Annotated in this window: 25 protein-coding genes; 15 read left to right on the plus strand and 10 right to left on the minus strand. The window is 70.2% G+C overall.

Annotated features, from left to right (window positions below):
• Window positions 1–5: 5 nt before the first annotated feature.
• Window positions 6–1,304 carry a wax ester/triacylglycerol synthase family O-acyltransferase gene (locus V1227_RS00320; RefSeq protein ID WP_329790374.1) on the minus strand — a complete coding sequence of 433 codons (1,299 nt, stop codon included), beginning with the start codon at window positions 1,302–1,304 and terminating at the stop codon, window positions 6–8.
• Window positions 1,305–1,365: 61 nt separating this feature from the next.
• Window positions 1,366–2,262 carry an anti-sigma factor RsbA family regulatory protein gene (locus V1227_RS00325; protein WP_329790375.1) on the minus strand — a complete coding sequence of 299 codons (897 nt, stop codon included), beginning with the start codon at window positions 2,260–2,262 and terminating at the stop codon, window positions 1,366–1,368.
• A gap of 241 nt (window positions 2,263–2,503) precedes the next feature.
• Between V1227_RS00325 and V1227_RS00330 the strand changes: the two genes are divergently transcribed.
• A complete protein-coding gene (locus V1227_RS00330) occupies window positions 2,504–3,292 on the plus strand; it encodes an alpha/beta fold hydrolase (RefSeq protein ID WP_329790376.1) in 789 nt (262 codons plus the stop codon).
• On the opposite strand, the gene V1227_RS00335 is transcribed toward V1227_RS00330, so the two are convergent.
• Window positions 3,289–3,828 carry an MOSC domain-containing protein gene (locus V1227_RS00335; RefSeq protein ID WP_329790377.1) on the minus strand — a complete coding sequence of 180 codons (540 nt, stop codon included), beginning with the start codon at window positions 3,826–3,828 and terminating at the stop codon, window positions 3,289–3,291. The genes V1227_RS00330 and V1227_RS00335 overlap by 4 nt on opposite strands.
• Before the next feature lie 264 nt (window positions 3,829–4,092).
• Between V1227_RS00335 and V1227_RS00340 the strand changes: the two genes are divergently transcribed.
• From V1227_RS00340 to V1227_RS00385, 9 genes are all read left to right on the plus strand, one after another.
• The gene (locus V1227_RS00340) at window positions 4,093–5,088 is read left to right on the plus strand and encodes a LacI family DNA-binding transcriptional regulator (RefSeq protein ID WP_090103800.1); all 996 of its coding nucleotides are present in this window, start codon (window positions 4,093–4,095) and stop codon (window positions 5,086–5,088) included.
• 112 nt (window positions 5,089–5,200) lie between these two features.
• Entirely contained in the window at window positions 5,201–6,844 is a 1,644-nt protein-coding gene (locus V1227_RS00345; protein ID WP_329790378.1) for an ABC transporter substrate-binding protein, read from the plus strand.
• Entirely contained in the window at window positions 6,845–7,750 is a 906-nt protein-coding gene (locus tag V1227_RS40490) for an ABC transporter ATP-binding protein (RefSeq protein ID WP_442916434.1), read from the plus strand.
• Complete coding sequence (locus tag V1227_RS00360) at window positions 7,747–8,727, plus strand: ABC transporter permease (protein WP_329790379.1); 981 nt, start codon at window positions 7,747–7,749, stop codon at window positions 8,725–8,727. The genes V1227_RS40490 and V1227_RS00360 overlap by 4 nt, the downstream gene beginning before the upstream one ends.
• Before the next feature lie 7 nt (window positions 8,728–8,734).
• Window positions 8,735–9,553 carry an ABC transporter permease gene (locus tag V1227_RS00365; RefSeq protein WP_329790380.1) on the plus strand — a complete coding sequence of 273 codons (819 nt, stop codon included), beginning with the start codon at window positions 8,735–8,737 and terminating at the stop codon, window positions 9,551–9,553.
• On the plus strand, window positions 9,550–10,506 hold the full coding sequence (locus V1227_RS00370; RefSeq protein ID WP_329790381.1) for an ABC transporter ATP-binding protein: 957 nt from the start codon (window positions 9,550–9,552) through the stop codon (window positions 10,504–10,506). The genes V1227_RS00365 and V1227_RS00370 overlap by 4 nt, the downstream gene beginning before the upstream one ends.
• Window positions 10,499–11,833 carry a GH1 family beta-glucosidase gene (locus tag V1227_RS00375; protein ID WP_329790382.1) on the plus strand — a complete coding sequence of 445 codons (1,335 nt, stop codon included), beginning with the start codon at window positions 10,499–10,501 and terminating at the stop codon, window positions 11,831–11,833. Before V1227_RS00370 ends, V1227_RS00375 begins: the two co-directional genes overlap by 8 nt.
• Window positions 11,834–12,143: 310 nt before the next feature.
• Window positions 12,144–13,400 (plus strand): lysine N(6)-hydroxylase/L-ornithine N(5)-oxygenase family protein, encoded by a 1,257-nt coding sequence (locus tag V1227_RS00380; RefSeq protein WP_329790383.1) that lies wholly within the window; start codon window positions 12,144–12,146, stop codon window positions 13,398–13,400.
• Between the two features lie 21 nt (window positions 13,401–13,421).
• Window positions 13,422–13,616 carry an MbtH family protein gene (locus tag V1227_RS00385; RefSeq protein ID WP_090103786.1) on the plus strand — a complete coding sequence of 65 codons (195 nt, stop codon included), beginning with the start codon at window positions 13,422–13,424 and terminating at the stop codon, window positions 13,614–13,616.
• A 54-nt stretch (window positions 13,617–13,670) separates the two neighbouring features.
• On the opposite strand, the gene V1227_RS00390 is transcribed toward V1227_RS00385, so the two are convergent.
• Window positions 13,671–14,495, minus strand: coding sequence for a DMT family transporter (locus V1227_RS00390; protein ID WP_329790384.1), 825 nt, complete (start codon window positions 14,493–14,495; stop codon window positions 13,671–13,673).
• Window positions 14,496–14,559: 64 nt separating this feature from the next.
• On the opposite strand from V1227_RS00390, the gene V1227_RS00395 reads away from it, so the two are divergent.
• Genes V1227_RS00395 through V1227_RS00405 form a run of 3 tightly spaced genes read left to right on the plus strand, consistent with a single transcriptional unit; the run spans window position 14,560 to window position 16,459 of the window.
• Window positions 14,560–14,928, plus strand: coding sequence for a GntR family transcriptional regulator (locus V1227_RS00395; protein ID WP_090103781.1), 369 nt, complete (start codon window positions 14,560–14,562; stop codon window positions 14,926–14,928).
• Window positions 14,928–15,803, plus strand: coding sequence for an ABC transporter ATP-binding protein (locus V1227_RS00400; RefSeq protein ID WP_329790385.1), 876 nt, complete (start codon window positions 14,928–14,930; stop codon window positions 15,801–15,803). Before V1227_RS00395 ends, V1227_RS00400 begins: the two co-directional genes overlap by 1 nt.
• Complete coding sequence (locus V1227_RS00405) at window positions 15,800–16,459, plus strand: hypothetical protein (protein ID WP_329790386.1); 660 nt, start codon at window positions 15,800–15,802, stop codon at window positions 16,457–16,459. The genes V1227_RS00400 and V1227_RS00405 overlap by 4 nt, the downstream gene beginning before the upstream one ends.
• A 1-nt stretch (window position 16,460) precedes the next feature.
• On the opposite strand, the gene V1227_RS00410 is transcribed toward V1227_RS00405, so the two are convergent.
• From V1227_RS00410 to V1227_RS00420, 3 genes are read right to left on the minus strand one after another with little or no spacing between them, the layout of a single operon-like run.
• Window positions 16,461–17,432: a LacI family DNA-binding transcriptional regulator gene (locus V1227_RS00410; RefSeq protein WP_329790387.1), complete on the minus strand. Its 972-nt coding sequence runs from the start codon at window positions 17,430–17,432 to the stop codon at window positions 16,461–16,463.
• A gap of 5 nt (window positions 17,433–17,437) precedes the next feature.
• Window positions 17,438–17,914, minus strand: a complete 477-nt coding sequence (locus V1227_RS00415; protein WP_329790388.1) for a hypothetical protein — start codon at window positions 17,912–17,914, stop codon at window positions 17,438–17,440.
• Window positions 17,911–18,747 (minus strand): DUF1996 domain-containing protein, encoded by an 837-nt coding sequence (locus tag V1227_RS00420; RefSeq protein ID WP_329790389.1) that lies wholly within the window; start codon window positions 18,745–18,747, stop codon window positions 17,911–17,913. The genes V1227_RS00415 and V1227_RS00420 overlap by 4 nt, the downstream gene beginning before the upstream one ends.
• A 215-nt stretch (window positions 18,748–18,962) precedes the next feature.
• On the opposite strand from V1227_RS00420, the gene V1227_RS00425 reads away from it, so the two are divergent.
• Window positions 18,963–20,672 carry a discoidin domain-containing protein gene (locus V1227_RS00425; protein WP_329790390.1) on the plus strand — a complete coding sequence of 570 codons (1,710 nt, stop codon included), beginning with the start codon at window positions 18,963–18,965 and terminating at the stop codon, window positions 20,670–20,672.
• On the opposite strand, the gene V1227_RS00430 is transcribed toward V1227_RS00425, so the two are convergent.
• A complete protein-coding gene (locus V1227_RS00430; protein WP_329790391.1) occupies window positions 20,656–22,581 on the minus strand; it encodes an endo-beta-N-acetylglucosaminidase in 1,926 nt (641 codons plus the stop codon). The genes V1227_RS00425 and V1227_RS00430 overlap by 17 nt on opposite strands.
• A gap of 240 nt (window positions 22,582–22,821) precedes the next feature.
• Here V1227_RS00430 and V1227_RS00435 point away from each other — a divergent pair, with 240 nt between their 5' ends.
• Window positions 22,822–23,661 carry a dienelactone hydrolase family protein gene (locus V1227_RS00435; protein WP_329790392.1) on the plus strand — a complete coding sequence of 280 codons (840 nt, stop codon included), beginning with the start codon at window positions 22,822–22,824 and terminating at the stop codon, window positions 23,659–23,661.
• Between the two features lie 55 nt (window positions 23,662–23,716).
• On the opposite strand, the gene V1227_RS00440 is transcribed toward V1227_RS00435, so the two are convergent.
• Window positions 23,717–26,236: an ABC transporter permease gene (locus V1227_RS00440; RefSeq protein ID WP_329790393.1), complete on the minus strand. Its 2,520-nt coding sequence runs from the start codon at window positions 26,234–26,236 to the stop codon at window positions 23,717–23,719.
• The gene (locus tag V1227_RS00445) at window positions 26,229–26,984 is read right to left on the minus strand and encodes an ABC transporter ATP-binding protein (RefSeq protein ID WP_236218914.1); all 756 of its coding nucleotides are present in this window, start codon (window positions 26,982–26,984) and stop codon (window positions 26,229–26,231) included. The genes V1227_RS00440 and V1227_RS00445 overlap by 8 nt, the downstream gene beginning before the upstream one ends.

Consider the following 26,984-nt stretch of genomic DNA (forward strand, 5'->3'; position numbering starts at 1 on the left):
GGGACCTACCTGGGCAAACCCACCAGCTCGCGGGTCTGGTGCAACGCCGCCAGCTCCCGGCGCAGCACGCCGTCGAGCCACTGCGCGTCCGACATCCACGACTGGTTGGTGTTCAGGCAGACGTGGACGGACGACCGGTAGACCGACAGCGCGACGCCCACGGCGTGACCGGGCGCGACGGGCGCCACCGGGTACATCTCGCACAGGTCCGCGCCGTCCAGGGCGAGCGGGACGGACGGCAGCGGCACCGACGTGACCAGCGTGTCGAACAGCAGGGGAGCGCAGCGGCCCATCACCGGCGCGGCCAGGCGGTGCACCAGGGCCGGCACCCTGTCGGCGAGCAGCGGCAGCGCGCCCGCGCCCCGGTCCGACCCGGCGGCCTTGGCCGACTCCATCTGCGCGCGGATGTCGCGCAGCCGTTCCACCGGGTCGGCGGTGCCGACGGGCAGGGACACGAGGAAGCCGGAGATCTGGTTGCCCGACGTGCCGTCGCCGGAACGTGAGCGCTGGTTGACCGGGATCAGCGCGCGCACGACCGAGTCCGGTCCGGCGCTGTCGTGCGCGGAAAGCCAGTGGCGCAACGCACCCGTGACGAGAGCGAGCAGCACGTCGTTCACCGTGCCGCCGTGCGCGCGCCGGATCCGGTGCACGTCCGAGAGGTCCAGACGCGACATCACGACGCGGCGTGGGCGGGTGGACGCGGTGAGCACCGGCGAGTTCAGCGTCGGCGGGCGGGTGCTCATCAGCACCGAGGACGCGATGTCGATCGTGTCCCTGATCCCGCGCAGCGACGGCAGCGAGGGGATGAGCGACTTCGCGGCCGGCACCGGAGTGTCCGGAATGGACAACCGGGAGGCGTCGAAGAGCCGCAGCCCCAGACCCACGGCCTTCATGCCGTCGCACAGCGAGTGGTGCAGCTTCGCGACGACGGCGAACCTGCCCGCCGCCAGCCCGGTGATGACGTGCAGCTCCCACGGCGGGCGCGCGAGGTCGAGCGGCTGCGCCATGAGGTGGGAGACCAAGGTGGCGAACCGTTCCCTGCCGCGCACGTGGTGCGTGAAGACGTGGTCCTCGGGCGCGAAACCGGGGTCCTCGACCCAGCGCGCGCCGCCCAGCAACGAGGTGCGGGCGCGGTGGCGCAGGCGGGGAACCTCCTGCGCGCGTTCGCACAGCACGGCGGCGATGCGGGCCGGGTGCACCGGAGTGGACGGTGCGAAGGTCGCGACCGCGCCGAGGTGCAACGGGTTGGCGTCACCCTCCATGGCGAGGAAGGCGATGTCGAGGGGGGAGAGGTGGTCTGCCATAGCTGTGCAAGGAAAACAGGTTCGCGTGACACGCGCATTGCGATGAGATGGCGGCGACCCGCTACCGCCCCAAGTGCACCCGAACGGTGGTACCGCTGTGACTCGTGTGGGTGCGAACCAGGTCACACAACAGGTTGACCATCACGATCCCGAAGCCGGACAGGCCGGTGAACGAGGGTGGGAAGCCCGTTCCGGAGTCGCTCACCTCGCAGACGACGGTGCCGTCCTCGCGCCACATCCGCAGCACCCCGCGGCCCGACGCGTGCAGGATGCTGTTCGTCGCCAGCTCGTTCACGGCGAGCACCAGGTCCTCGACCTGCTCGCGGCGCAGCGTGTGCGCGAACGCGGCGACGAGCTTGCGCACGTGGGCCAGCGTGCCGACGGTGAAGGGGTGCTCCTCGGCGCCCAGCGGTGGCGGCGGCAGCGGCACGTTGTAGAGGTCGGCGAGAGCGACCGGGTCGGTGTACCACTCGCTCGCGAAGCGCCGTTCGCCGTCGATCACCACCGGGTGCGTGCGCTTCGCGTCGTCCAGCACGTGGCCGGGCAACGCCCCCGCGTCGTACGGGCACAGGATGACGCCCCGCCGGCCCTCGAACGCCGTGTTGATCAACGCCTCGTGCTGCACGCACGCCGGGTACTCGAGCTCGGTGCGGCCGGGCCAGATCGGCTCGCCGACCATCCGGAAGCGCCGTTGCGTGCTCGCGCTGAACGCCATCAGCACACCCGGGATGATCCGGCCGGGGTTGCGCCCGGCCTCGGTCATGTCGATGAAGTGGACCTGGTCCGCCGCGCCGCCCAGCCGTGCGCGCAGGGGAGCGATGCTCACCTCCGGCACCGCCACGAGCACGGGCTCACCGGCCTCGACGCCGTCCGCCACGAATCTGGCCGTACCGGTGAGGAAGTCGTCCTCATCCCGGTAGAACAGGGCTTCGTGCGCGAACGGGGCAACGGGGTTCATCGGATTCCCGGCGGGCTCGGTGGCTGCGTCAGCCCTCCATTCTGCTACCCGTAACAGTGTTTCGGCGGGGGCCGGGCCGGTGGTTGTCGGCGGGCGTCCAGGTGTCACGCGGTGCCGTGGCGGGTACCTCACGCTCCCGGCCGAGCCCGTCGGAGTGCCGTCCGGGGAGAACTCGTCGTGCGGACGGGGAAAAGCCCAGGCAGACTGCCCTGGAGTCGGGGTCTTGCGAGGAGGTGACGCCGTGATCGCGCACCACACGCTGACCGGGCCGGAGGACGCGCCGGTGCTGGTGCTCGGCAACGCGCTCGGCACGACGACCGAACTGTGGAACGACTTCTCACTGCCGTTCCGCCTGCTGCGGTTCGACCACCGCGGCCACGGCGGCAGCGCGCCCGTGCCCGGTCCGTGCGAGATCGAAGACCTGGCCCGCGATGTCGTGGAACTGTTGGACCACCTGGGATTGCGCCAGGTCCACTACTGCGGTGTGTCCCTCGGGGGAATGGTCGGCATGTGGCTCGCCGCGCACACCGACCGCATCTCCCGGCTCGCACTGGTGTCCACGACCGCGTGGCTGCCGGACAAGAAGCGGCTGGACGACCGGATCGCACTGCTGCGCTCGCGGGGGATGGAGCCCGCCGCGGACGCGATCGTCGAGCGGTGGTTCACGCCGGGGTGCGCGCCGGACGTCGTCGCCCGCTTCCGCGCCGGCCTGCTGGAGGTCGACCTGCCGTCGTACCTAGCGTGCGCCGAGGCCGTGCGGCGCATGGACCTGCGGCCGGACCTGGCGAAGATCGACGTGCCGACGGTGGTGATCGCGGCGGCGCAGGACCGCGCCACACCGACGGAGCTCGTGCGGCACACCGCGGAGGAGCTGCCCGACTCGGAGCTCTACGTGGTCGGCGACGCGGCGCACCTGGCGGTCGTCGAGGCACCGCGGACGATCTCGGTGATCCTCGACGACCACTTCGGCAACGACCAGGCCTGGTGCCGCGCCACGAGCCGGGCACTCCCGCTCCCGGATCGGGGCTAGACCTTTTCGAGCGGCCGGTGCGGCTGCGCCGGGAGCTCGACCCGGATCTCGTCGCCCGGCCGCACGACGCCGCCGGCGAGCACGATCGACATGATCCCGGCGCGGCGCACCAGCTCGCCGTCCGGGCCCTTGAACACGACCTCCTTCAGCAGGCCGGAGGAGAACCGGTCGATCTGCACGCACGGGTTGCGCAGACCGGTCACCTCCACGACGGCTTCGGGGCCCAGGTGCAGGCGGGTTCCGGTGGGCAGGCCCAGCAGGTCGACGCCGCGCGTGGTGACGTTCTCACCGATCTGGCCCGGCTCGACGGCGAAGCCCTTGCCGCGCAGCTCGTCGAGGAGTTCCTCGTGCATCAGGTGCACCTGGCGCAGGTTCGGCTGGGTGGGGTCTTGGGCCACCCTCGACCGGTGCTTGACCGTGACGCCCTGGTGGACGTCGCCCTCGACACCGAGACCGGCGAGCAACGTGATGCTCTCGCGCACGGGCTTGGTGAACGTGTACTCCTCGCTGCGGCTGACCGCCGTCACAACCCCCATGACCACGATTGTGCACGATCGGCTGAGACGCGGAACGTGCTCCGTTCGGCCCAGTGGGCGAAGGGTCGCGAACCGGGCCCGGACATCCCGGTCCAAGGCGTCCGGCGGTGTCCTACCTGCGGTGATGGGGCGAGTTGTGGAAACGCTCTCACGAACTTCCGGCAAGAGTCTTGACTGGGGCTGAGGTCAGGCTGTTGACTCCGTCACACCTCGTCGGAACCGGTTACGGAACCGGTTCCAGGAGGCGGCGGAAGGAAGATCGGCATGCGTGTCACGATCGCAGAGGTCGCCCAACGCGCCCAGGTGTCCAAAGCGACCGTGTCACGTGTGCTGAACGGCAAGCCGGACGTGGACGCCTCGACCGCACAGCGCGTGCGCAAGGTCATCGACGAGATCGGGTACGTGCCCAGCGCCCGCGCCGTCGGCCTGGCGAGGGGACGCACCCGGACCGTCGCGATGCTCGCGCCGTCGCTCACCTGGCCGTGGATGGGCGAGGTGCTGCAGGGCATCGTCGACACGCTGGAGGCCGACGGGTACGGCCTGCTGCTCTACACGCTGAACCGCGGCCCCGACTCGCTCAACCAGTTCGCGAACCACGTGTCCGCCAACGCCTTCGACGGCCTGCTGGTCGTCGAGCCGCCGGACGCCCTGCACTACATCTCCACGCTCTACCGGGCGGGCCTGCCGGTCGTCATGATCGACGACCGCGGCTCGCACCCGGAGTTCCCCTCGGTGACGACGACGAACCGGCAGGGAGGCGCGGACGTCGCACGGCACCTCGTCGCGGCGGGCCGCCGCAGGTTCGCCGTCGTCACCGGACCTCCGCACTTCGGGTGCACCCAGGCGCGGCTGGACGGGTTCCGGCTCGCTCTGGCCGAAGCGGGCCTGACGCTGCACCCGGACCTCGTGGTCGACGGCGACTTCACCACGGAAGGTGGTGAAGTCGCCGTGGACAAGCTCGTCGCGAGCGGGATCCCGTTCGACGCCGTGTTCGCGCAGAACGACCTCTCTGCGGTCGGGGTGCTGCGGGCGCTGCGGGAGTCCGGCCGGAGCGTCCCCGACGACGTGTCCGTGGTCGGCTTCGACGACGTCCCGGTCGCGGGACACACCGAACCCCGGCTGACGACGATCCGCCAGCCGCTGCAGGAGATGGGTGCCGCCGCCGCGCGGATGCTGCTCTCCACGCTCGAGGGACAGCCCATGCCCGACCACCCGCTGGTGCTGCCGACCTCGTTGATCGTGCGCGAATCCGCGCCCTGACCCACCCGCCCCACCACAACTGAAGAACCCGCCGGGCCGGACCACGGCCCGGCTGGTTCGCCGTACGCATGAGAGAGCGCTCTCATGCTCCGTCGTATCGGGAGATTCCCCCATGCGCAGAACAATCATCGTCGCGTTGGCACTGGCGCTCGCGGCGACAGGTTGCTCCTCCGGCGGCGCCTCCAAGGCCTCCGGCGTGTTGACCGTGGGCATGCCCAACGGGCCCCTGACCGAGAACCACAACCCGTTCCTGCCCACGTCGGCGGCGGGGTCGCTCGGCTACCGCTACCAGATCTACGAGCCGCTGGCGTTCGTGAACAACACGCGCCCGGCCCAGGACCCGGTGCCGTGGCTCGCGACCAAGTGGGACTGGTCGGACAACTACAGGAAGGTCACCTTCACGATCCGGGAGAACGTGAAGTGGTCCGACGGCAAGCCGCTCACGGCCGCCGACGTCGCCTTCTCGTACGAGATCCTCAAGAAGTGGCCGGCGCTCAACAACCGCGACTCGCTCAAGGTGGAGACCGCGACGGCGACGCCCGACGGCAAGGTCGAGGTCACCTTCCCCTCGCCGCAGTTCGTGAACCGCAACAAGGTCATCAGCGCGATGGTGGTGCCCCAGCACATCTGGAGCACCGTCGGGGACCCCACGACCTACACGAACCCGAACCCGGTCGGCACGGGCCCGTTCCAGCTCAAGTCCTTCACGTCGCAGACCGTCACGATCGCGCGGCGCGCCGAGTACTGGCAGGAGCTGCCCAAGGTCCCGGAGATCCAGTACACCTCGTACAACGACAACACGGCGCAGACCACCGCGCTGGCGTCGGGCGCGAGCCAGTGGTCGTACGTCTTCATCCCGGACTACCAGAAGCTGTACGTGGACAAGGACCCGGCGCACCACAAGCTCTGGTTCCCGGCCGGCCTCGGCATCCACGGCCTGTGGCTGAACACGACGATCGCGCCCTTCGACAACCCCGCGCTGCGTGCGGCCATGAGCGACGTGATCGACCGCGAGGCGATCTTCGTCCGCGGTGAGGCCCGCCTGTTCCCGAAGCTCGAGTCGAAGACCGGCATGCCGCTGCCCGCCGGTGAGTCGTTCCTCGCGCCGGAGTACAGGGACGCGAAGTTCAAGATCGACGTCGACGGCGCCAAGCAGAGGCTGGCGGCGGCCGGGTTCAAGCTGGAGGGCGACGTGCTCAAGGCGCCCGACGGCAAGCCGGTCACGATCGAGCTCACCAACCCGTCCGGCTGGTCGGACTACCTGACGGTGCTCGACATCATCAAGAGCGACCTGAAGAAGATCGGCATCGAGGCGACCGTGCGCACGCAGACCGCGGACGCGTGGACCACCGACTTCGCGAACGGCGCGTTCCAGGGCTCGCTGCGCTGGACCAACACCGGTGCGACGCCGTACGAGATGTACCAGAACATCATGGACGCGGCGGAGATCAAGCCGATCGGGCAGACCGCGGCGGTGAACTTCGGCCGCTACAACAACCCGGAGGCCACCGCGGCGCTGGCGGAGTACGCGAACGCCGCCGACGACGCCTCGCGGGCCAAGAGCCTCGCGGTCCTGCAGAAGATCATGGTCGAGCAGGTGCCGATGATCCCGACGTCCGCGGGGCCGATCGGTGCGGAGTACAGCACGAAGAGCTGGGTGGGCTGGCCGACCGAGGAGGACCCGTACGGTCCGCCGCAGGCCACCCTGCCGAACGCCCTGCAGATCGTCATGAAGCTGAAGCCCGCGGGGTCTTAAATGAACGAAGTCGCGCTTGAAGCGAAAGGTCTGGTCAAGACCTACAAGCGCGTGCGCGCGGTGCAGGACGTCTCCATCGTCCTGCGCCGTGGGCGCGTGACCGCCCTCGTCGGCGAGTCCGGCTCCGGCAAGTCGACGGTGGCGAAGCTGCTCGCGCGGCTCGTGGAACCCACCTCCGGCGAGATCCTGCTGGACGGCGAGAAGGTGCGAGGGGTGCGGGCGTACCGGCGCAAGGTCCAGATGGTGTTCCAGGACCCCTTCGCCTCGCTCAACCCGGTCCACACGATCCGCTACCACCTGACCCGGCCGCTGAAGATCCACCAGCGGCCGGAGACGGTGGAGGAGCTGCTGCGGCGGGTGAACCTGCCCGCCGACTTCGCCTCGCGGTACCCGCACGAGCTCTCGGGCGGCCAGCGGCAGCGCGTCGCTATCGCCCGCGCGCTCGCCGCGCACCCCGAGGTGCTGCTCGCCGACGAGCCGGTGTCCATGCTGGACGTCTCCATCCGGCTCGGCGTGCTGAACCTGTTGCTGGACCTCAAGGAACGGCTCAAGCTCGCGGTCCTCTACATCACGCACGACATCGCGTCCGCGCGCTACTTCGCGGACGAGACGTTCGTGATGTACGGCGGGCAGATCGTCGAGGGCGGCGACAGCGAGACCGTGACGCAGAAGCCGGCCCACCCCTACACGCAGCTGCTGATCGAGTCCGCGCCCGACCCGGAGCGGTCGGTGGTCGCGCTGGACGCGCCACCGGAGGAGACCACCCAGGTCTCGACCGGCTGCCGGTTCGCGCCGCGCTGCCCGAAGGCGCAGTCGCGGTGCTGGACCGAGGCGCCCCCGCGCACGGAGGTCGACCCCTCCGGGCACTGGGCGGCCTGCTGGCTCTACGTGGAGGCGGCGGCATGACGTTCCTGCTGCGCCGTGCGCTGTTCTACCTGGTGACGCTGTGGGCGGCCATCACGGTGAACTTCCTGCTGCCGCGCCTGCTGCCGGGCGACCCGGTGCAGGCGATGATCACCAAGCTCGGCGGCCGCCTGAACAGCGACGCGATGGCCTCGCTGTACGTGCTGTTCGGGCTCGACGAGCAGAAGTCGATCTGGGAGCAGTACCTCGACTACTGGGGCGCGCTGTTCCAGGGCGACCTCGGGCTGTCGTTCACGTTCTTCCCGACGCCGGTCGCCGACGTGCTCTCGCAGTCGCTGCCGTGGACGCTCGGCCTGGTCGGCGTCACGACGGTCATCGCGTTCCTGCTGGGCACCCTGATGGGCGTCTACGCGGGGTGGAAGCGCGGGTCGTGGATGGACAACCTCATCCCGTTGACGACGTTCCTGTCGTCGATCCCGTACTTCTGGCTCGGGCTGATCGCGATCTCGCTGTTCTCGGTGACGTGGCCGCTGCTACCGGCGTCCGGCGGCTACGCGGCCGGGCTCGTGCCGGAGTTCTCCGGCGAGTTCATCGGCAGCGTCCTGGAGCACGCGGTGCTGCCGGGTGTCACGATCGTCGTGAGCTCGGTGGCCGGCTGGATCCTCGGCATGCGCAACATGATGGTGACCGTGACGGCCGAGGACTACGTGCTCGTGGCGCGGGCCAAGGGACTCACGCAGAAGCGGATCATGTTCGCCTACGCGGCCCGCAACGCCGTGCTGCCGTCGATCTCGGGTTTCGCGCTGTCGCTGGGTTTCATCGTCGGCGGCGCCCTGCTGGTCGAGATGGTGTTCTCCTACCCGGGCCTCGGCTACGTGCTGTTCCAGGGCATCGGAGCGAAGGACTACCCGTTGATGCAGGGCGTGTTCCTGGTGATCACACTGACCGTGCTGGTGGCGAACCTGCTCGCGGACATCGGCTACCTGCTGCTGGACCCGCGCACCCGGCGGGAGGGCTGAGACCGCGATGAACTCCAAGACCAAGCTGGGCCTGGGCATCCTGGCCTTCTTCACGCTGATCGCCGTGGTCGGCGAGTGGATCGCGCCGTACGACCCGTCCGCGATGGGCGACGACCTGCTGTCGCCGCCTTCCGCCGCGCACTGGTTCGGCACGACCATGACCGGGCAGGACATCTTCTCCCAGGTGCTCGTCGGCACCAGGGGCGTGATGGTCGTCGGGCTGGTCTGCGGTGTGCTCGCGACCTTCCTGTCGATCCTGGTCGGCGTGACCGCCGGGTTCGTCGGCGGCGCGGCCGACGAGGCCCTGTCCATGCTGTCCAACGTCTTCCTGGTCATCCCGGCGCTGCCGCTGATCATCATCGTGGCGTCGATGCTGCCGTCGGCGGACACCGTGCTGATCGCGGTGGTGATCTCGCTGACCGCGTGGGCGTGGGGCGCGCGGGTGCTGCGGGCGCAGACGATGTCGTTGCGGCGCAGGGACTTCGTGGAGGCCGCGCGGGCGTCCGGCGAGTCGACCTGGCGCATCATCGTGTTCGAGGTGCTGCCGAACCTGATGGCGGTGATCGCGTCCGGCTTCGTCGGAACGGTGATCTTCGCGGTCATGCTGCAGATCACGCTGTCGTTCGTCGGCGTCATCTCGCTGTCGACCTGGAACTGGGGAACGATCCTGTTCTGGGCGCAGAGCAACCAGGCGCTCGGCCTGGGCGCGTGGTGGTGGTTCGTCCCCGCCGGCGTGTGCATCGCGTTGCTGGGCACGGCGCTGGCACTGATCAACTTCGGGATCGACGAGTACGCGAATCCCCGGCTGCGGAAGGTGCGCGCATGAGCCCGGTGCTGGAGATCCGCGATCTCTCGGTGGACTACGGCAAGCTGCGCGCCGTGCACAACGTCTCGCTCTCGCTGAACAAGGGCGAGGTCCTCGGCCTCGCGGGGGAGAGCGGCAGCGGCAAGTCCACCCTGGCCTACGCCGCGACCCGGCTGCTGCAGCCGCCGGGCCACGTGCCGTCGGGCGAGGTGTTCTTCAAGGGCAGGGACCTGCTGTCGCTGAGCGAGAAGGAGCTGCAGGTCCTGCGCTGGAGCGAGATCTCCATCGTGTTCCAGGGCGCGATGAACGCCCTGAACCCGGTGATCTCGGTCGGCACGCAGATCGACGACGTGCTGCGCACCCACCGGCCGCGGATGAAGCGGCCGGAGCGCGCCGCCCGCGCCCGCGAGCTGCTGTCGTTGGTGGGCATCCCGACCGACCGGCTCGGCGCGTACCCGCACCAGCTCTCCGGCGGCATGCGGCAGCGCGTGATGATCGCGATGGCGCTCGCGCTGGAGCCCGAGATCGTCATCATGGACGAGCCCACCACCGCGCTCGACGTGGTGGTGCAGCGGCAGATCCTCGGCCAGATGATGAGGCTGCGCGAGACGCTCGGCTTCTCGATCGTCTTCATCACCCACGACATCTCGCTGCTGGTCGAGTTCTCCGACCGCATCGCGATCATGTACGGGGGCCGCGTGGTCGAGGAGGCGCCCGCCTCGGAGATCTACCGAGCCGCCAGGCACCCGTACAGCCAGGGCCTGCTGTCGTCGTTCCCGGCGCTGCGCGGGCCTCGCCGCGAGCTGAAGGGCATCCCGGGCTCGCCGCCGGACCTGCGCTCGATGCCGGCGGGCTGCCCGTTCCACCCGCGCTGCCCGTCCGCGATGGACGTCTGCGGCGAGCGGATGCCGTCCCTGGAGCCCGTCGAGGAACGCCGCCGCGTGGCCTGCTGGCTGGAGGACGTGCGTGTCTGACGTGACCACGGGCCTGCCGGCGGACTTCTTCTGGGGCGTCGCGACTTCGGCGTACCAGATCGAGGGCGCGCACGACGAGGACGGCAGGACACCGTCCATCTGGGACACGTTCTGCCGCCGTCCGGGTGCCGTCGCCAACGGTGAGAACGGTGACGTGGCCTGCGACCACTACCACCGCATGCCCGCCGACGTGGCGATGATCGCGGGTCTCGGCGTCGACAAGTACCGCTTCTCCGTGTCGTGGCCGCGCATCCAGCCCGGCGGCCGCGGCCCGGTGAACCCGAAGGGCGTGGACTTCTACTCCCGGCTCGTCGACGAGCTGCTGGCCAGGGGCGTCGACCCGTGGCTCACGCTCTACCACTGGGACCTGCCGCAGGAGCTGGAGGACGCGGGCGGCTGGCCGCACCGCGACACCGCGTACCGGTTCGCCGAGTTCGCGGGCCTGGTGCACGACGCCCTGGGTGATCGCGTGCCGACGTGGACGACGCTGAACGAGCCGTGGTGCTCGGCGGTGCTCGGCTACGACACCGGCCGCCACGCGCCGGGCCGCACCGACTTCGGCGACGCCGTGCGGGCCACGCACCACCTGCTCCTGGCGCACGGCCTCGCGGCGCGGGAGCTCCGCGGCCGCGGTGTGGAGTCCCTGGGCATCACGCTGAACATGGGCACGCACTCGGCGGCGTCGGACGACCCGCGGGACGTGGACGCGGCCCGCCGCGCCGACGGCCTCGGCACGCGCGTCTACATGGATCCACTGGTGCACGGGCGCTATCCGGAGGACGTGCTCGCCGACATCGCCGCGCGCGGTGCCGAGCTCCCGGTCCGCCCCGGCGACCTGGAGGTCATCTCGACGCCGCTGGACGTGTTCGGCGTCAACTACTACACCTCGCACGTCCACAGGGCGACCGCCGACCCGGCCGTGTCCGAGGTGGTGCCGCAGGGCCGTCCGGTCACCGCGATGGGCTGGGAGATCGTGCCGGAGGGCTTCACGTCGTTGCTCGTCCGGCTGCACGAGGACTACGGCGTGCCTATGGTGATCACCGAGAACGGCGCGGCCTTCGACGACCTCGACGTCGTGGACGGCCGGGTCGCCGACGCCGACCGCGTCGAGTACCTGCGGTCGCACATCGCGGCCGTGGCCGAGGCCGTGCGGGCCGGTGCGGACGTGCGCGGCTACCTGGCGTGGTCGTTGATGGACAACTTCGAGTGGGGCTACGGCTACGCCAAGCGGTTCGGCATCGTCCGCGTCGACTACGAGACCCAGCGGCGCACGCCGAAGCAGAGCGCGCTGTGGTTCCGCGACCTGGTCACCCGGCAGCGCGGGTAGGTCCCGATCCCCGGTCCGGTCGTCGTGGCACTTCCGCGCCCCCGCGACGACCGGACCGGTCCCACGTCACGGCGGACGGCGGCACGGCCGTGACCGCCTCCGCGTCGAAGCGGACCCGGCGGGGTGGGACCCCGGCGTCTGCGGGCTGACCGAGAGCACGCTGAGCGCGTGAAACGCCCGAATCGTCCTTGGCCTGGGGGTCGTGCGGCACTCCAGCGGCGTAGATCACGCCCAAATGCACTAGCTAAGGTATGCCTTAGTTAAGTTAGGGTCGCTTTACGCTGCGGTGGAGTGCCAGGAGAGGATCGCGATGGAACCGGTGTTAGACCTGGCCGGAATCGGCTTCGGGCCGTCCAACCTCGCTCTCGCGATCGCCGTGGAGGAACACGAGCTGCCCGTCCGGGCGCGGTTCTTCGAGCGGCAGCCCCGCTTCGGGTGGCACCGGGGCATGCTGCTCGAGGACGCCACGATGCAGGTGTCCTTCCTCAAGGACCTCGTGACGCTGCGCAACCCCACCAGCGGCTTCAGCTTCCTCTGCTACCTGCGCGACCGCGGGCGGCTGATCGACTTCGTCAACCACAAGAACCTCTTCCCGCTGCGCAAGGAGTTCCACGACTACTTCGAGTGGGCCGCCGAACGGGTCGGGCACCACGTGTCCTACGGCACGGAGGTCTCCGAGGTCCGCGCGCACGACGACGGCTTCGAGCTCACCGCGGGCGACCAGCGGGTCAGGACGCGCAACCTCGTGCTCGCGACCGGCCTCGAGGCCAACCTGCCGGACGGCATCGAGACCGGCGAGCGGATCTGGCACAACAAGGACCTGCTGACCCGCGTCGGCACGCTCACCGACCCGCGCCAGGTCGTCGTGGTCGGCGCCGGGCAGAGCGCCGCCGAGGCCGTGGCGTTCTTCCACGACCGGTTCCCCGGTGCCGAGGTGCACGGCGTCTTCGCGCGCTACGGCTACAGCCCCGCCGACGACAGCTCGTTCGCGAACCGGATCTTCGACCCCGCCGCGGTGGACGACTTCTACGCCGCGCCGGAGGAGGTCAAGCGCAAGCTGATGGGCTACCACGCCAACACGAACTACGGCGTGGTCGACGGTGACCTGATCGAGGAGCTCTACCGCCGGGTGTACCGCGAGAAGGTCCTCGGGCGGCAGAGGTTGTTGCTGCACAACACTTCCAAGCTCACCGACGTGACGCCCGACGGCAGGTGCGCCGTCGAGTCGCTGGCCGGTGGCGGCCGGCTGCCGATCGACGCCGACGTGATCGTCTACGCGACCGGCTACCGCCCGGCCAACCCGTCGCGGCTGCTCGGCGGCCTCGCCGACGAGTGCGAACGCGACGAGCAGGGCCGGTTGAAGGTGACGCGCGACTACCGCGTCGTCACCGGGGAAGGCATCCGCGGCGGCATCTACCTGCAGGGTGGCACCGAGCACACGCACGGCATCACGTCGTCGTTGTTGTCGAACACGGCCGTGCGTGTCGGCGAGATCCTCGACTCGGTCCTGCGGCGCGTGCAGCAGCAGGTCGCCGAGTCGGCCCCGAAGCTCCAGACAGTCAAGTAGCTCCATGAGGAAGGACCCGTCATGACCAACCCGTTCGAGGACCCGCAGGGCCGTTTCTTCGTGCTGGTCAACGAAGAAGAGCAGCACTCGCTGTGGCCGACCTTCGCGGAGGTGCCCGCCGGGTGGACCAAGGTGTTCGGCGAGGACAGCCGCGAGGCGTGCCTGGCCTACGTCGAGGAGAACTGGACGGACCTGCGCCCCGCGTCGATCCGCTAGTCCGCACGCCCGATCGCGCGGCGGGGATCCCGGTCCTGCCGCGCGCCAGTTCCTTCACGGCAGGGTGTCCTGCCTGACGTGGTGGTAGTGGGCCAGCGCCACGGTGCCGGCCACCGCGGCGACCGCGCTGACCACCAGGCCGGCCTGCGCCACGGCGCTCATGCCCGTCCCCTCGCCGAGCAGCTCGATCCCGATCCACGCCGCGACGATCGGGTTCACGACGGTCTGCCCGGCCACGACGAGGTCCGGCGGCCCGGCCGCGTACCCGAGCTGGATGAACCAGGCCCCGGACAGGAACGCCACCACCAGCCCGCCGAGCGAGACCCACTCGACCACCGGCAGCGCGGTCGTGACGTCCCGGACCAGCACGGCCACGAGCCCGTACGCGATTCCGGCACCCACGGCCAGCGCCAGCGCGCGCACCGCGCCCGCGGTGAAGGTCGCCGCGACGACGCACACCAGCACGCCCGCGACCACGAGCTGCGCGGCCTGCAGCGCCACCTTCGGCGAGACCTGGGTCGGCACCGCCGCGCCCGCCGTGATGGTCACGAACACCGCGATCCCCGCCGTCGCCACCAGCGCCGCGACCGCCGGCACGCCGGTGGGGCGCCGGGCGCGGGCCACCGCGATGATCGGGATGGCCAGCGCGTTCAGCGGCGCGACCACCGAGACCGGGGCCAGTGCCAGCGCGACGACCTGCAGCACCGCGCACGCGAACAGCACGAGGAACCCGTGGACCCAGCGGCGTGACCGCACGAGCCGCAACGCCGAGGTGAGCTTCAGGTCCGTCGTCTCGCGGACCCCGGCGTGCTGCCACATCGCGCCGAGCGCACCGCACCCGGCCGCGAGCACAGCGCACAGGATCGCGACCCCGACCACCTGGCCGATCGTACGCCGCCGGTGCTATGGTTCATTACATGAGTAACGAACCAGGGAAGTAGTCGTGTTCGACGACCGGAGCCCGATCTACCGGCAGATCGCAGACCGGATCAAGGCCGACGTGCTCAGCGGGGCGTTGAAGGCGGACGAGCAGGTCATGTCGACCAACCAGTACGCCGCCTACTACCGGATCAACCCGGCGACCGCCGCGAAGGCGTTCCAGCAGCTCGTGGACGAGCAGGTGCTCTACAAGAAGAGGGGGATCGGGATGTTCGTGAGCACGCAGGCTCGCGACATGCTGCGGGCACAGGGGAGGGAGACCTTCTTCGGCGAGGTGGTGGACCCGATGGTCGCGGAGGCGCGCGCCATCGGCATCCCGCTCTCCGAGGTCATCCGCCGGATCGAACAGCACGAGAAGAACGGGGGCGTGTGATGCGAGTCGACGTGCAGGGCTTAACGGTTCGCTACGGGGACGTGACGGCCGTGGACGACATGAGCTTCTCCTTGCAGGGCAACAAGATCTACGGACTTCTCGGCCGCAACGGCTCCGGCAAGACCAGCCTGATGTCGGCGCTGGCGGGCTACCGCAGGCCCGTGGGATCCGTTCGGCTCGACGGTGCGCCGGTCTTCGAGAACGCCGCCGCCATGCGCCAGGTCTGCCTCGTGAGGCACAGCGCGGACGCCGCGGACAGGGGCGACAAGGTCTCGCACGTCCTGGAGTACGGCGCCGCGTGGCGGGACACCTGGGACAACGGGTACGCGCTGGAGCTGGCGGAGCTCTTCGGGATCCCGCTCGGGACCAAGGTCGGCGAGCTGTCGCTGGGCCGGCGGTCCGCGCTCGGCGTCGTGATCGGGCTCGCCAGCCGCTCGCCGCTGACGATGCTCGACGAGTCGCACCTCGGCATGGACACGCCGACGAGGTACGCGTTCTACGACACGCTGCTGCACGACTTCATGGAGCACCCGCGCACGATCATCATCTCCACGCACCTCATCGAGGAGCTCGCCTCGCTGCTGGAGGAGGTGCTGATCATCGACGCCGGCCGCCTGGTGCTGCAGGAGGAGGCGGACGTGCTGCGCTCGCGCGGCACCGAGGTCACCGGCAACGCCCCGGACGTCGACGAGTTCACCGCCGGGCTGACCGTGCTCGGCAGCAGGTCGCTGGGGCGCACCAAGGCCGCGATGGTCTACGGCGCGCTCGACGACGACCAGCTGGTCCGCGCGCGGCAGCTGGGCCTGGAGCTCGGCCCGATCGCGTTGCAGGACCTGTTCGTCCACCTCACCGAACCTGTCGGGGGCAAGCGGTGAAGGTCTTCCGCCACCTGACCACGTCGCTCGTCGCGTTCTGCGCGCTGGTCGCGGGCGGCGCGTTCGCGTTCGCCGTGGCGCTGACGTTCGCCGTCTCGCTCTTCCGCGATGTCGAGATCAGCGCGTGGAACGTCGCCGCGTCCCAGATCGGCCCCTGGTTCCTGCTGTTCATCGGTGTCTACGCGATCCACAACATGTTGCCGATCGCCGTCGCGCACGGCCGCACACGTCGTGAGTTCCTCGTTGCGGCGTCGGTGTTCTCGGTCGTGCTGGCGGTTCTGATGACGGCGGTCGAGTGGCTCGGCTTCCTCGTCGAGGGCGGGATCTACTCGCTGATGGACTGGAGCGCGGACGAGCACGCCGCCCAGCCGGCGTACTTCCTGATGTACCTGGTGTGGTTCGCGGTCGGCATGCTCTGCGCGGCGGCGTTCGACAGGTACGGCCCGGGCGGGGTCTTCGTGCTGCCGGTGGCGTTCGCGCTCGTCGTCGTGACGCGGGTGCAGATGCCGGGGTCGGGCAACCTGCCGTTCGTGGAGGACATCCCCGTGCTGCTCGGCCCGGGGTGGACCGCGGCGCTGGCGGCGTCGTTCGTGGTCGCGCTGGCCGGGACGTGGGCGATCGCGCGGGACATGCCGATCCGGACCCGGTCGGTGTGACTCAGCCGCTGTCCCGGACCACCAGGGAGGGTTCGAAGACCACCGACGTGACGGGTGAGCGCGGCTCGGTGATCTGCCGCAGCAGCTGACGGGCCATCTCCGCGGCCATGTCGCTGATCGGCTGCCGGACGGTCGTGAGCTCGGGTTCGGACGTCAGCGCGGCGGTGCTGTCGTCGAACCCGACGACCGCCACGTCGTCCGGCACCTTGCGGCCACCGCGGTGCAGCACGGGGATGGCGCCGTTCGCCATGAGGTCCGAGGCGATGAAGACGCCGTCGACGTCCGGGCAGCAGCGCAGCAGCTGCTCCATCGCGGCGGCGCCGGACTGCCGGGTGAAGTCCCCGTGCACGACCACGGCGTCCGGCACCTCGGCGAGGAACCCGGTGAGCCGGTCCTGGCCCGCCGGGGTGTCCTGCGGTCCGGTGATCGTCGCGATCTTGCCGCACCGCGACGACTTCAGCCTTCGCGCGGCCAGGGCGGCACCGGCCGTCTGGTTCACGTCCACGTACGTGATCGGCATCGGGTCGAGCGGGCGGCCGGCCAGCACGACCGGCAGCCCTTCCGCGATCAGCTGCCGCGGCACCGGGTCGGACGGGTAGGTGTGCACGAGGATCACGCCGTCGAGCCGCCCGCACCGCAGGTCGCTCAGCGCCTGCTCGCGCGTGCCGGGCCCGGTCATCATCAGCACCAGGTGCACGCCCAGCGGCCGCACGACCCTGGTGACACCGCTGACGACACTCGCGAGGTGCGGGTCGCCGAGCATCCGGCGTTCGTCGGGCAGCAGGAGCCCGATCGCGTCGGCCCGGCGCGTGACCAGCGAGCGCGCCGCGATGTTCGGCAGGTAGCCGGTGCTGGAGATGGCTTTCTCGACCGCGTGCCGCAGCGTCTCGTCGACCGTCGAGGCGCCGTTGACGACCCTCGACGCCGTCGCGCGCGACACCCCGGCGACGCGGGCGACCTCCTCCAGCGTCACGCGCTTCACCCGGCCGCCAGTTCCGCCGTGCGGTGGCGTTCCATCAGGGCGACCACCTCGGCGGTCGGCGGGTGGGTGATGGCCTGCCTGGCCGACCGGATGACCTCGAGCGACTCGGTGAGGTGGGCGCGCACGAACTGCTCCCGCGCGTCCGGGTCGGTCGACGCGAGCCGGATCTCGGCGTCGGTCGGCATCCCGGGCATGTCGTGCCCGGCGTGGTGGTTCACGTACGGCGCGTCGAGCAGCTTGCGCAGCGCGGTGAGCTCGGTGTTCCGGTTCTCCCTGAGCTCCGCCCTGCCGGTGGGGCCGAGCAGCCTGAGCGCCTGCTCGTCGGTGGCGATGGCCAGCTCGACGAACGCCCGTTCCGTTGCGCCGTAACCGTTCTGCGTGCTCGACGGAGCTGGTGGCGGCGGAGGAGGAGCCGCCGGGGGCGGAGCCTGCCGGCAGGCCGCGAGAAGGCCTGCCAGCAGGAGCACTGTCATCCGTGGTTGCCGTTGTGGTCGCACTTGATCACCACGTTGATGCAGTTGCGGACGCGGCGTTCCATCTCGGCGCGCGGCCACACGTTGAAGAAGTCGCCGTGCATCGTCTGCCCCGTGCCCGAGGACAACCGGAGACCGGCGGTGGTGCCGTTGACCGGGTACCGCAGCACCATGCGGAGCTTCGGCACCGGCACCGGGTGGCTCGACGGGCAGCCGCCCGCGACCGGGTAGGACATGTGGGACTTGTGGTCGGACGAGTCGAGGTTGCGGCCGTCCCAGCACTGCGGGAAGTCCAGGTAGGTCTCGAGCATCGTGCCGGCCGGGCACTGCACGAAGTTCTTCGACGGGTTGACGTGCCCGGCGTGCAGGCAGGACCAGCGCGCGATGCTGTCGGCGTCGCCCGTGGCCTTCGCGTTGCCCGCCACGATCTTGAGCCCGTACGGCGTGGGCTGGATCGCCGCCGGGTTGTTCACGCCCTCACCGAGGTAGTAGAAGGTGACGCCGGTGGGGGCGATCGCGGTGTTGTCGCGGTACAGCGTCGGCACCCAGTACGACGAGATGTCGGAGACCGGGTTGCAGTTGCCCGTCGCGCCTTCGAGGGTCTGCTGGTTCGAGCGGGCGTTGGTCGAGCGGTTGCCGAAGAAGTCGTGCGAGTGCGACGCGCCCGGCAGGTTCGGCAGCACGATCGGGTCGTCCGGCAGGCGGTGGCTGATCGGGCATTCCGCGAGGAACTCGGCGACGCGCACCGGTTCCCCCTGCGCCGCAACGGGAACGCTGAGGGCCGTGGCCACCAGTCCGATGGCGGCGGCTATGTGGAACAGAGGCTTCCTCATTGAAGCTTTCCTCTCCGCAGCAGGATTGGGAGAGCGCTCTCACGCCCTTCGAGCATGGCGCAGCCCGCAATCGGGCGTCAATCCGCAAGAAACGTTCAGAAGTCCCGGTTTTCTTGACACGGCGTGGGCGGTGCCCCGACTCTCGGCTCTGAACTCCTGTCGCAAGAGAGCGCTCTCTCGCCTTCACCTCCCGTTCTCCGGCACCAGGAGCACCCATGTCAGGAAGGCTTCACCGCGGAAGACTCCCCCTGTTCGCCGCGGCGGTGGTCGCGGCGGCACTGGTCGTGCCCGTCCAGGCGTCCGCCGCCGGTCCGCTGATCTCCCAGAACCGCCCGGTCACCGCGTCGAGCAGCGAGAACGCCGCCTTCGCCGCGACCGCCGCGGTCGACGGCGACGCGGGCACCCGGTGGTCGAGCACGTTCAGCGACCCCCAGTGGATCCAGATCGACCTGGGCTCGTCCGCCCGTGTGGACCAGGTGGTCCTCGCCTGGGAGACGGCGAGCGCGCGGGCCTACACGCTCAGCATCTCGCCCGATGGCACGAACTGGCGGGAACTTCGTCGAACGACGACCGGTCCCGGCGGCACCGAGACGCTCGCGGTCACCGGCACCGGCCGGTACGTGCGCCTCGACCTCACCCAGCGCGCCACCCAGTGGGGGTACTCGCTGTGGGAGTTCCAGGTGTTCGGCACCCGTGACGGCGGCAGCGCGGAAACCCTGCTCTCGTACGGCAAAACCGGTGCCGCGTCGACGTTCCAGGACGACCCGAACTGCGGTCGGTGCACGCCCGCCAAGGCGTTCGACCGCGATCCCGCCACGCGCTGGGCGACGAGCCCGACGAACGGCTGGGTCGACCCCGGCTGGATCTCCGTCGACCTCGGCGCTCCCGCGCAGATCTCGAAGGTCGTGCTGCAGTGGGACCCGGCGTTCGCGACGGCGTACCGGCTGGAGGTCTCCGACGACAACGTCAACTGGCGGCAGATCTACTCGACCACCACCGGCCGCGGGTTCAAGGAGACGCTGACGGTCAGCGGCACCGGCCGGTACGTGCGGATGTACGGCACGGCCAGGTCGAACGGCTACGGCTACTCGTTGTGGGAGTTCCAGGTCCACGGCACGGGCGGCGCGCCGGTCACGCCGCCCCCGCTGCCGCCGAACCCGTCGTTCCCGGGCCGGCTGGTGTGGTCGGACGAGTTCAACGCCCCCGCGGGCACCGGGCCGGACGCCTCGAAGTGGCAGCCGGAGGTCGGGCCGGGCGTGAACAACGAGCTGCAGTACTACACGAACAACAACAACGCCCGGCACGACGGCAACGGCAACCTGGTGCTGCAGGCCCGCCGTGAGGTCACGCCCGGCAGCGCGTGCCCGGTGGACCCGGTGAGCGGCAGCACGACCTGCCAGTACACGTCGGCGCGGCTCAACACCTACGGCAAGTTCACCTTCACCTACGGCCGGGTCGAGGCGCGCATCAAGGTGTCGTCGACGCAGGGGCTCTGGCCCGCGTTCTGGATGCTCGGCGCGGACTTCTTCGACCAGCGCAGGCCGTGGCCCTACACCGGCGAGATCGACATCATGGAACACGTCGGCAAGGAGCCGAACCGGGTCTACTCGACGCTGCACGCCCCGCAGTACTTCGGCGCGGGCGGCTACGGCTCACCGCTCGACCTCGGCCAGCCCGCGTCGTCGGCGTTCCGGACCTTCGCGGTCGAGTGGGACTCCAGCCACATGACGTTCTCCGTGGACGGCACCAGGTTCTTCACCGTCGACCGGGACGTGCTGGAGACGACGCGCGGACCGTGGGTCTACGACCACCCGTTCTTCATCATCATCAACAACGCGGTGGGTGGGGACTGGCCCGGCCCGCCGGGGGCCGGGACGCAGCTGCCGCAGGACATGGTGCTGGACTACGTCAGGGTGTACCAGTGAGCGAGATCCGTGCCGGTGCCGAGACGTCGAACGCCTCGCTGACGGCTTCCACCTCGATCTGCGCGGTCTCGCCGTCCGCCAGCGGGATCGCGGGCACGAAGTACGCGTCGTTCGGCGTGCCGCCGAGGAAGACCCGGCCGGAGCCCGTCCCCCGGTAGACCCGGTACTGCCGGACCGTGCCGGGGGAGCGGGTCCAGGTGAGCCGTGCCGACACCGTGGTGGCGTCGACACGGCTCACCTGCTCGACCCGGACGTGCGACGGGGCAGCAGGTGGTGTCATGACCGGGTTCGTGACCCCGATCCGGCCGATGAGGGCGGTGACCGCGGCACCGGGCAGCACCCGCAGCGAGATCTCCGTCAGCGTCGAGCCGGAGTGCTCGCCGAGCGGGAACGCGCTGCGCCGCCACGCGCCGCCGGCCCCGCCGAGGTCGAGGACGCGCTCGGTCGTCCCGAACCGCAGGACCGCCTGCAGCCGGGACGGGCCGGCGCCGGTGCGGTGGACGACCTCGAACCAGGTGGAGCCGGTGATCCCGAGCGACGTCGCGAACAGGCGGACGTCGCCGGCGGACTGCGCGGTGCCCGTGATCTTCAGCGCGGTGCCGCCGTCGAAGGGGTCGTCCCAGTCGAGCGACGGCGTGACCGGCGTGGTGGTGCCGGTGACGCTCCACCGCCACGTCGGCAGGACGTCCTGCAGCGACAGGTTGTTCCACGCCTGCGTCGAGCGGACCGTCCCGTTCACGGCGAACTTCCTGCCGTGGCCGGTGTTGAAGTTCGTGACGAACGGCAGCGACGTGATCGGCGTCAGCTCGGTGACGTGGTGCGCGATGCCCTTCCAGTTCGCCGTCGTCGTGGTGTTCGACGGATCGCCGTTCTGGCCGACCCAGAACCTGTTGTCGCGGGCGTAGAAGTCCGCGGGGCTCGACGCGGACTTGAAAGTCCACTCGGGACGGTACAGGCCGAGCGACGTCACGTGCGGCTTCCCCTCGGGGAAGACCGAGGCCCAGCCGACGCTCGTGTTGTAGCCGTTCGCCTCCACGTCCACACCGGACGCCAGGTCGTACGGGCTGCGGCCCATCTGCCGCGCGAGCGCCGCCGAGTTCGCGAGGCCCTGCGCGCTCCACCAGAAGTTGAGGAACATCTCGTCGGACTGCTCGAAGAAGGTCCGGTTGCGCGCGGTCAGGGCGTTCTGCCAGCTGACGCCGCCGGTGTCGGTCATGGCGTCGTACCAGATGACCCGCAGGCCGGACTTCTTCAGGTAGACGATGAAGTCGCGCATGTCACCGGCCAGCTGGGCGTCGCCGCCGGCGGTCTCCTGGTTGAGGAACCAGCCGTCGAAGCCGTGGTGGCGCGCGACCTGGATCATCTTGTCCGCCACGGGGAACCTGTCGCCCTCGCGCCGCACGAGGTCGCGGACCCACTGGAGCTGACCGCCGTACGCGGTCGGCGGGAGGAACACGTTGCCGATCACCCGCACGCCGTTGCGGTGCGCGGCGTCGGTGACGGTCGGGTTCGGGGCGAGGATCAGGCCCTCGGAGGCGGACCCGCCCCAGAACACCAGCTCGTCGATGTACTGCCAGTAGTTCGTGGCGTAGTAGTTCATGTCGAGTGAGCCCTGCGCGGGGTTGCCGCTCGTCGGCGCGTACGCCACGAGCGCCTGCACCCTGGCTTCGCCCGGGCGGGCGTGCGCGTTGGCCGGTCTGGCCGGGACGACGCGCTTCGCGAGCGGCACCGTGCTGCGGTTGTACTTCGCGTCCCGGTCCGTCGACGGGTCCCAGTCCAGGATCGTCGAGGGGTGCCAACAGGACGCGTACGGCTGCGCGGTCTGCGCCGCGGACGCCGGAGTCTCGGACAGCAGACCGGTGAGTGCCGCCGTGGAGCTCAGGACGAGGAACTGTCTGCGGGTGGGCATAGGTCACCCTCGTGCTCCGTCCGAGCCGTCGCATACCGCTTCCACGGTGACCGGACAGGACGACAACGTCCCGGTCCGCTGCGCTGGGTGACGGAGGTCGATTTCGCGAACACCCGTCGAACACCGTCGAAATGTCCCGGTAACCATCCGAGTGGCCGAATCCGTTCCGGGCTACCGGGCGGTAGCGTGAGCCCCGCCGTCGCTTTTGGTTACCCTGCAACCAATAGAGGTGTCTTCGTCGTGCGCGTCAAAACTGTGCTTGCGGCGCTGGTCCTGGCGCTGATCCCAGCCACCGCCCCCGCCGTCGCCACCGCGGCGGCCAACCCCCACGAACGCGGCCCCGCACCCACGGCCGCCTCGGTCGAGGCCTCCCGGGGCACGTTCGCCGTGACGTCCGCGGCCGTCGCCCGCCAGTCGAACTTCGGCGGCGGCACCGTCTACACCCCGACCAGCGACCTCAAGTTCGGCGCGGTCGCCGTGTCCCCCGGCTTCACCGCCACCCAGTCGTCGGTCGCGCACTTCGGCCCGCGCCTCGCGTCCTACGGCTTCGTGGTGATCACCATCAACACCCTGTCGGGCTTCGACGACCCGGACAGCCGGGGCCGTCAGCTGCTCGCGGCGCTGGACTACGTCGTCCGCACCAACCCCCGCGTCGACGCCTCGCGGCTCGCCGTGATGGGCCACTCGATGGGCGGCGGGGGAGCGCTGCGCGCCTCCGCGACGCGCCCGGCGCTGCAGGCCTCGATCCCGATGGCCGGCTGGCACACGACCAAGAACTGGTCGACGGTCCAGGTCCCGACCCTGGTGCTCGGCGGTCAGAACGACCCCACGGCGCCCAACTCGCAGCACTCGACGCCGTTCTACAACTCGATCACGGCCGCACCGGACAAGGCGTTCCTCGAACTGCGCGGCGGTGACCACTCGGCACCGCGCAGCGACAACGTGACGGTGCGCAAGTACACGCTGTCGTGGCTCAAGCGGTTCGTCGACGACGACCTGCGGTACGACCAGTTCCTGTGCCCGGCCCCCGCGCCGAACACGCTCATCAGCGCCTACCGGGACACCTGCCCCCACGCGTGAGGAAAGGGGCTGTGCCGGACAGCGCGACGGCCCGGCACAGCCCCTCCCCACCGGCTCACTCGTAGGCGATCGCGTCCAGCACGTTGAGGCGCGCGGCCCGGATGGCCGGCAGGATCGCGGCGACCACGCCGACGAACGCCGCCACCACCAGGTACTGGACCATCGTCATCCACGGGAAGCCGATCTCCGAGATGCCCTGGTCCTTCAGCGCCTGCACGGTGCCGACGCCGAGCGCGAGACCGACCGCGAGGCCGAGCACCGCACCGAACACCGAGATCACCACCGACTCGACGGTGATCATCCGCATCACCTGCGCCCGCCGCATGCCGATGGCGCGCAGCAGGCCCAGCTCGCGGGTCCGCTCGATCACCGACAGCGCGAGCGTGTTGATGACGCCGAGGACGGCGATCAGGATCGCCAGCGCCAGCAGGATCTGGATCATCAGCAGGACCGTGTCGAACTGCGAGGTCGTCTGCTTCACGAACCCGCTGCGGTCCTGGACGGTGATCTCCGGGTTGTCCGCGAACAACGGCTCGACCCGCTTCTGCACGTCCGCCACGTCCGTCCCCGGCTGCACCCGGGCGAAGGCCTGGCTGATCTGGTCGGACCGGAACTCCCGGGCCGCCGACTCCGGCAGCACCAGCGCGCCCTGCAGCACCTGCGACTTGGCCCAGATGAACGCCACCGTGTACGTGCGGGGCTCGCCCTTGGCCAGTTGCAGCGTGACGGTGCTGCCGACCGCCCAGTTCTTCTCGGTCGCGAGGTCCTCCGGCAGGCCGATCTGGTCGTCCCGCAGCGGTGCGATGTCACCGGACTTCGGCTTGAGGGCGAACATCTCCTCCAGCGCGGTCACGTCGGTCACGGCGACCGCGAAGCGCTGGTCCTCGCCCTGCAGCACGCCGTCCTGCGACCAGCCGAACGCCGACTTCACGCCGTCGGTCTTCTCGACCTTCGCCAGCACGTCGCGCCGGAACGTCGCCGGCTGGCCCTCCACCTGGCCCTCGCCGGAGATGATCAGGTCGGTCTGCAGCTGCCCGGAGGCCAGCTTCTCGATCGACTTGGTCGCCGACGTCAGCACCACGCTCACGCCGGTGATCAGCGAGATGCCGACCATCAGCGCGGCCGCGGTGATCGCGGTGCGCCGCGGGTTGCGCGCGGAGTTGCGGCGACCCAGCAGCCCCGGCATCGACCACGACAGCAGTCGGCCGATCAGCGACACCATCGGCTTCGACAGGATCGGCGTCAGCAGTGCGACACCGACGAACGCCACCAGGATGCCGCCGAAGATCAACGGCAGCGAGGCCTGGTTGAAGCCGAACGCGAGCGACGTGCCACCCGCGGCGGCCACCAGCGCACCGGTGATCGTGATCTTGGTGAGCGGCCGGTCCGGCGTCGCCGCCTCGCGCATCGCCGCCACCGGCGCGATCCGCGACGCCCGCAGCGCCGGCATGACCGCGGCGACCACGGTGACGATCATGCCCACCGCGAACGACGAGATGATCGCCGACATCGGCACGCCGATCCCCGCGAGCTGCAGGCTGGTGCCACCCACCGAGCTGAAGATCTTCGCCAGCAACGCGCCGATGCCGACGCCCGCCGCGAGACCGACGACCGAGGCGATCAGGCCGATCACCAACGCCTCCAGCACCACGGACCCGATGACCTGGCCGCGCGAGGCGCCCATCGACCGCAGCAGCGCCAGCTCCCGCGTGCGCTGCGCGACGATGATGGAGAACGTGTTCAGGATGATGAAGATGCCGACGAACAACGCGATGCCGGCGAACCCGAGCAGCACGTAGTTGAAGAACTTCAGGCCCTCGTTGATCTGGTCGGCCTGCTCCTTCGCGAGCACCGCACCGGTCTTGACGTCGTAGCCGGAGCCGAGCTCGGCGGCGACGGCGTCCCGCAGCGCGTCGTCGGACGTGCCCTGCGCCGCCGTGACGGTGATGCCGGAGAACACGTCCTTCTTGCCCAGCAACAGCTGCTGCGCGACGGGCTCGGTGAACGCCACCGACAGCTCGCCGCCGAGCGAGTCGCGGCCGCCCGCGTACTCGTAGACGCCCGTGATCTTGAACGTCTTCTTGGGCTCCAGCGTCAGCAGCGCGATGTCGTCACCGACCCGGAAACCGCCGGTCGTCGCGAGGAACCCGCCGACGGCGACCTCGTTCTCGGCCTGCGGCGCCCTGCCGTCGCGGATCTTCTCCTGACCCGTGCCGGTCCAGTTGAAGCCGAACCGCGGCGAGCCCGACGTCGTGATGACCTTGCCGTCCTTGCCGATCGGCCGCGCGGACCCCTGCACGTCACCGACGGCCGACGCCACGCCCGGCACCGACTTCACGTCCGCGATCGCCTGCGGCGTCAGCGGTTCGGGCTGCTTGCCCTTCTCCTGCTTCGGCGACACCGACACGTCCACGCCTGCGAAGGCCGACGAGAACAGGTCGGTGAACGACCTCTGCAGCGTGTCCGTCAGGACGAACGAACCGGACACGAACATCACGCCCAGCACGACGGCGAGCGCGGACAGCACAAGTCTGAGCTTGCGCGACAGCAAGCTCTTGATGGTCGCCTTAAACATGCGGCACCACGACGCCGTCGAGGTGCTTCATGGTGTCGAGGACCTCTTCCGCGGACGGCGACAGCAGCTCTCGGACGATGTTGCCGTCCTTGAGGAAGATGACGCGGTCGGCGTACGAAGCGGCGTTCGGGTCGTGCGTGACCATCACGATCGTCTGCCCGAACTCACGGGCGGACCGCTGCAGGAACGCGAGCACCTCGGCGCCGGACTGCGAGTCCAGGTTGCCGGTCGGCTCGTCGGCGAACACGACCTCGGGCCGTGACACCAACGCGCGCGCACACGCCACGCGCTGCTGCTGACCGCCCGACAGCTGCGTCGGCCGGTGGGTCAGCCTGTCCCTCAGACCCACCGTGTCGACGACGACGTCGAACCAGTCCCTGTCGACCTTCCTGCCGCCGATCGCGAGCGGCAGCGTGATGTTCTCCTCCGCGGTCAGCGTCGGCAGCAGGTTGAACTGCTGGAAGATGAAACCGACCTTGTCGCGCCGCAGCTCCGTCAGCCCGCGGTCCTTCAAGCCGGTCACCTTCGTGCCACCGACCCACACCTCGCCCCGCGTCACGTCGTCCAGGCCTGCCAGGCAGTGCATCAGCGTGGACTTGCCCGACCCCGACGGGCCCATGATCGCGGTGAACCTGGACTTCTCCAGGTCGACGCTCACCCCCGCGAGCGCGGTCACGGCGGCATCGCCGGACCCGTAGGACTTCCAAACGTCGACGGCTCTGGCCGCGACTCCATCGGACGCGCTCAC

This window comes from Lentzea sp. DG1S-22 (genome assembly GCF_036321065.1).
Lineage (GTDB): Bacteria > Actinomycetota > Actinomycetes > Mycobacteriales > Pseudonocardiaceae > Lentzea > Lentzea jiangxiensis.

Excerpts from the sequence above, each read along its gene's own strand:
- V1227_RS00320 (WP_329790374.1), bottom strand. The coding sequence starts at position 1,304 with ATGGCAGACCACCTCTCCCCCCTCGACATCGCCTTCCTCGCCATGGAG.
- V1227_RS00325 (WP_329790375.1), bottom strand. The coding sequence starts at position 2,262 with ATGAACCCCGTTGCCCCGTTCGCGCACGAAGCCCTGTTCTACCGGGAT.
- V1227_RS00335 (WP_329790377.1), bottom strand. The coding sequence starts at position 3,828 with ATGGGGGTTGTGACGGCGGTCAGCCGCAGCGAGGAGTACACGTTCACC.
- V1227_RS00340 (WP_090103800.1), top strand. The coding sequence starts at position 4,093 with ATGCGTGTCACGATCGCAGAGGTCGCCCAACGCGCCCAGGTGTCCAAA.
- V1227_RS00345 (WP_329790378.1), top strand. The coding sequence starts at position 5,201 with ATGCGCAGAACAATCATCGTCGCGTTGGCACTGGCGCTCGCGGCGACA.
- V1227_RS40490 (WP_442916434.1), top strand. The coding sequence starts at position 6,845 with ATGAACGAAGTCGCGCTTGAAGCGAAAGGTCTGGTCAAGACCTACAAG.
- V1227_RS00360 (WP_329790379.1), top strand. The coding sequence starts at position 7,747 with ATGACGTTCCTGCTGCGCCGTGCGCTGTTCTACCTGGTGACGCTGTGG.
- V1227_RS00365 (WP_329790380.1), top strand. The coding sequence starts at position 8,735 with ATGAACTCCAAGACCAAGCTGGGCCTGGGCATCCTGGCCTTCTTCACG.
- V1227_RS00370 (WP_329790381.1), top strand. The coding sequence starts at position 9,550 with ATGAGCCCGGTGCTGGAGATCCGCGATCTCTCGGTGGACTACGGCAAG.
- V1227_RS00380 (WP_329790383.1), top strand. The coding sequence starts at position 12,144 with ATGGAACCGGTGTTAGACCTGGCCGGAATCGGCTTCGGGCCGTCCAAC.
- V1227_RS00385 (WP_090103786.1), top strand. The coding sequence starts at position 13,422 with ATGACCAACCCGTTCGAGGACCCGCAGGGCCGTTTCTTCGTGCTGGTC.
- V1227_RS00400 (WP_329790385.1), top strand. The coding sequence starts at position 14,928 with ATGCGAGTCGACGTGCAGGGCTTAACGGTTCGCTACGGGGACGTGACG.
- V1227_RS00415 (WP_329790388.1), bottom strand. The coding sequence starts at position 17,914 with ATGACAGTGCTCCTGCTGGCAGGCCTTCTCGCGGCCTGCCGGCAGGCT.
- V1227_RS00420 (WP_329790389.1), bottom strand. The coding sequence starts at position 18,747 with ATGAGGAAGCCTCTGTTCCACATAGCCGCCGCCATCGGACTGGTGGCC.
- V1227_RS00425 (WP_329790390.1), top strand. The coding sequence starts at position 18,963 with ATGTCAGGAAGGCTTCACCGCGGAAGACTCCCCCTGTTCGCCGCGGCG.
- V1227_RS00430 (WP_329790391.1), bottom strand. The coding sequence starts at position 22,581 with ATGCCCACCCGCAGACAGTTCCTCGTCCTGAGCTCCACGGCGGCACTC.
- V1227_RS00440 (WP_329790393.1), bottom strand. The coding sequence starts at position 26,236 with ATGTTTAAGGCGACCATCAAGAGCTTGCTGTCGCGCAAGCTCAGACTT.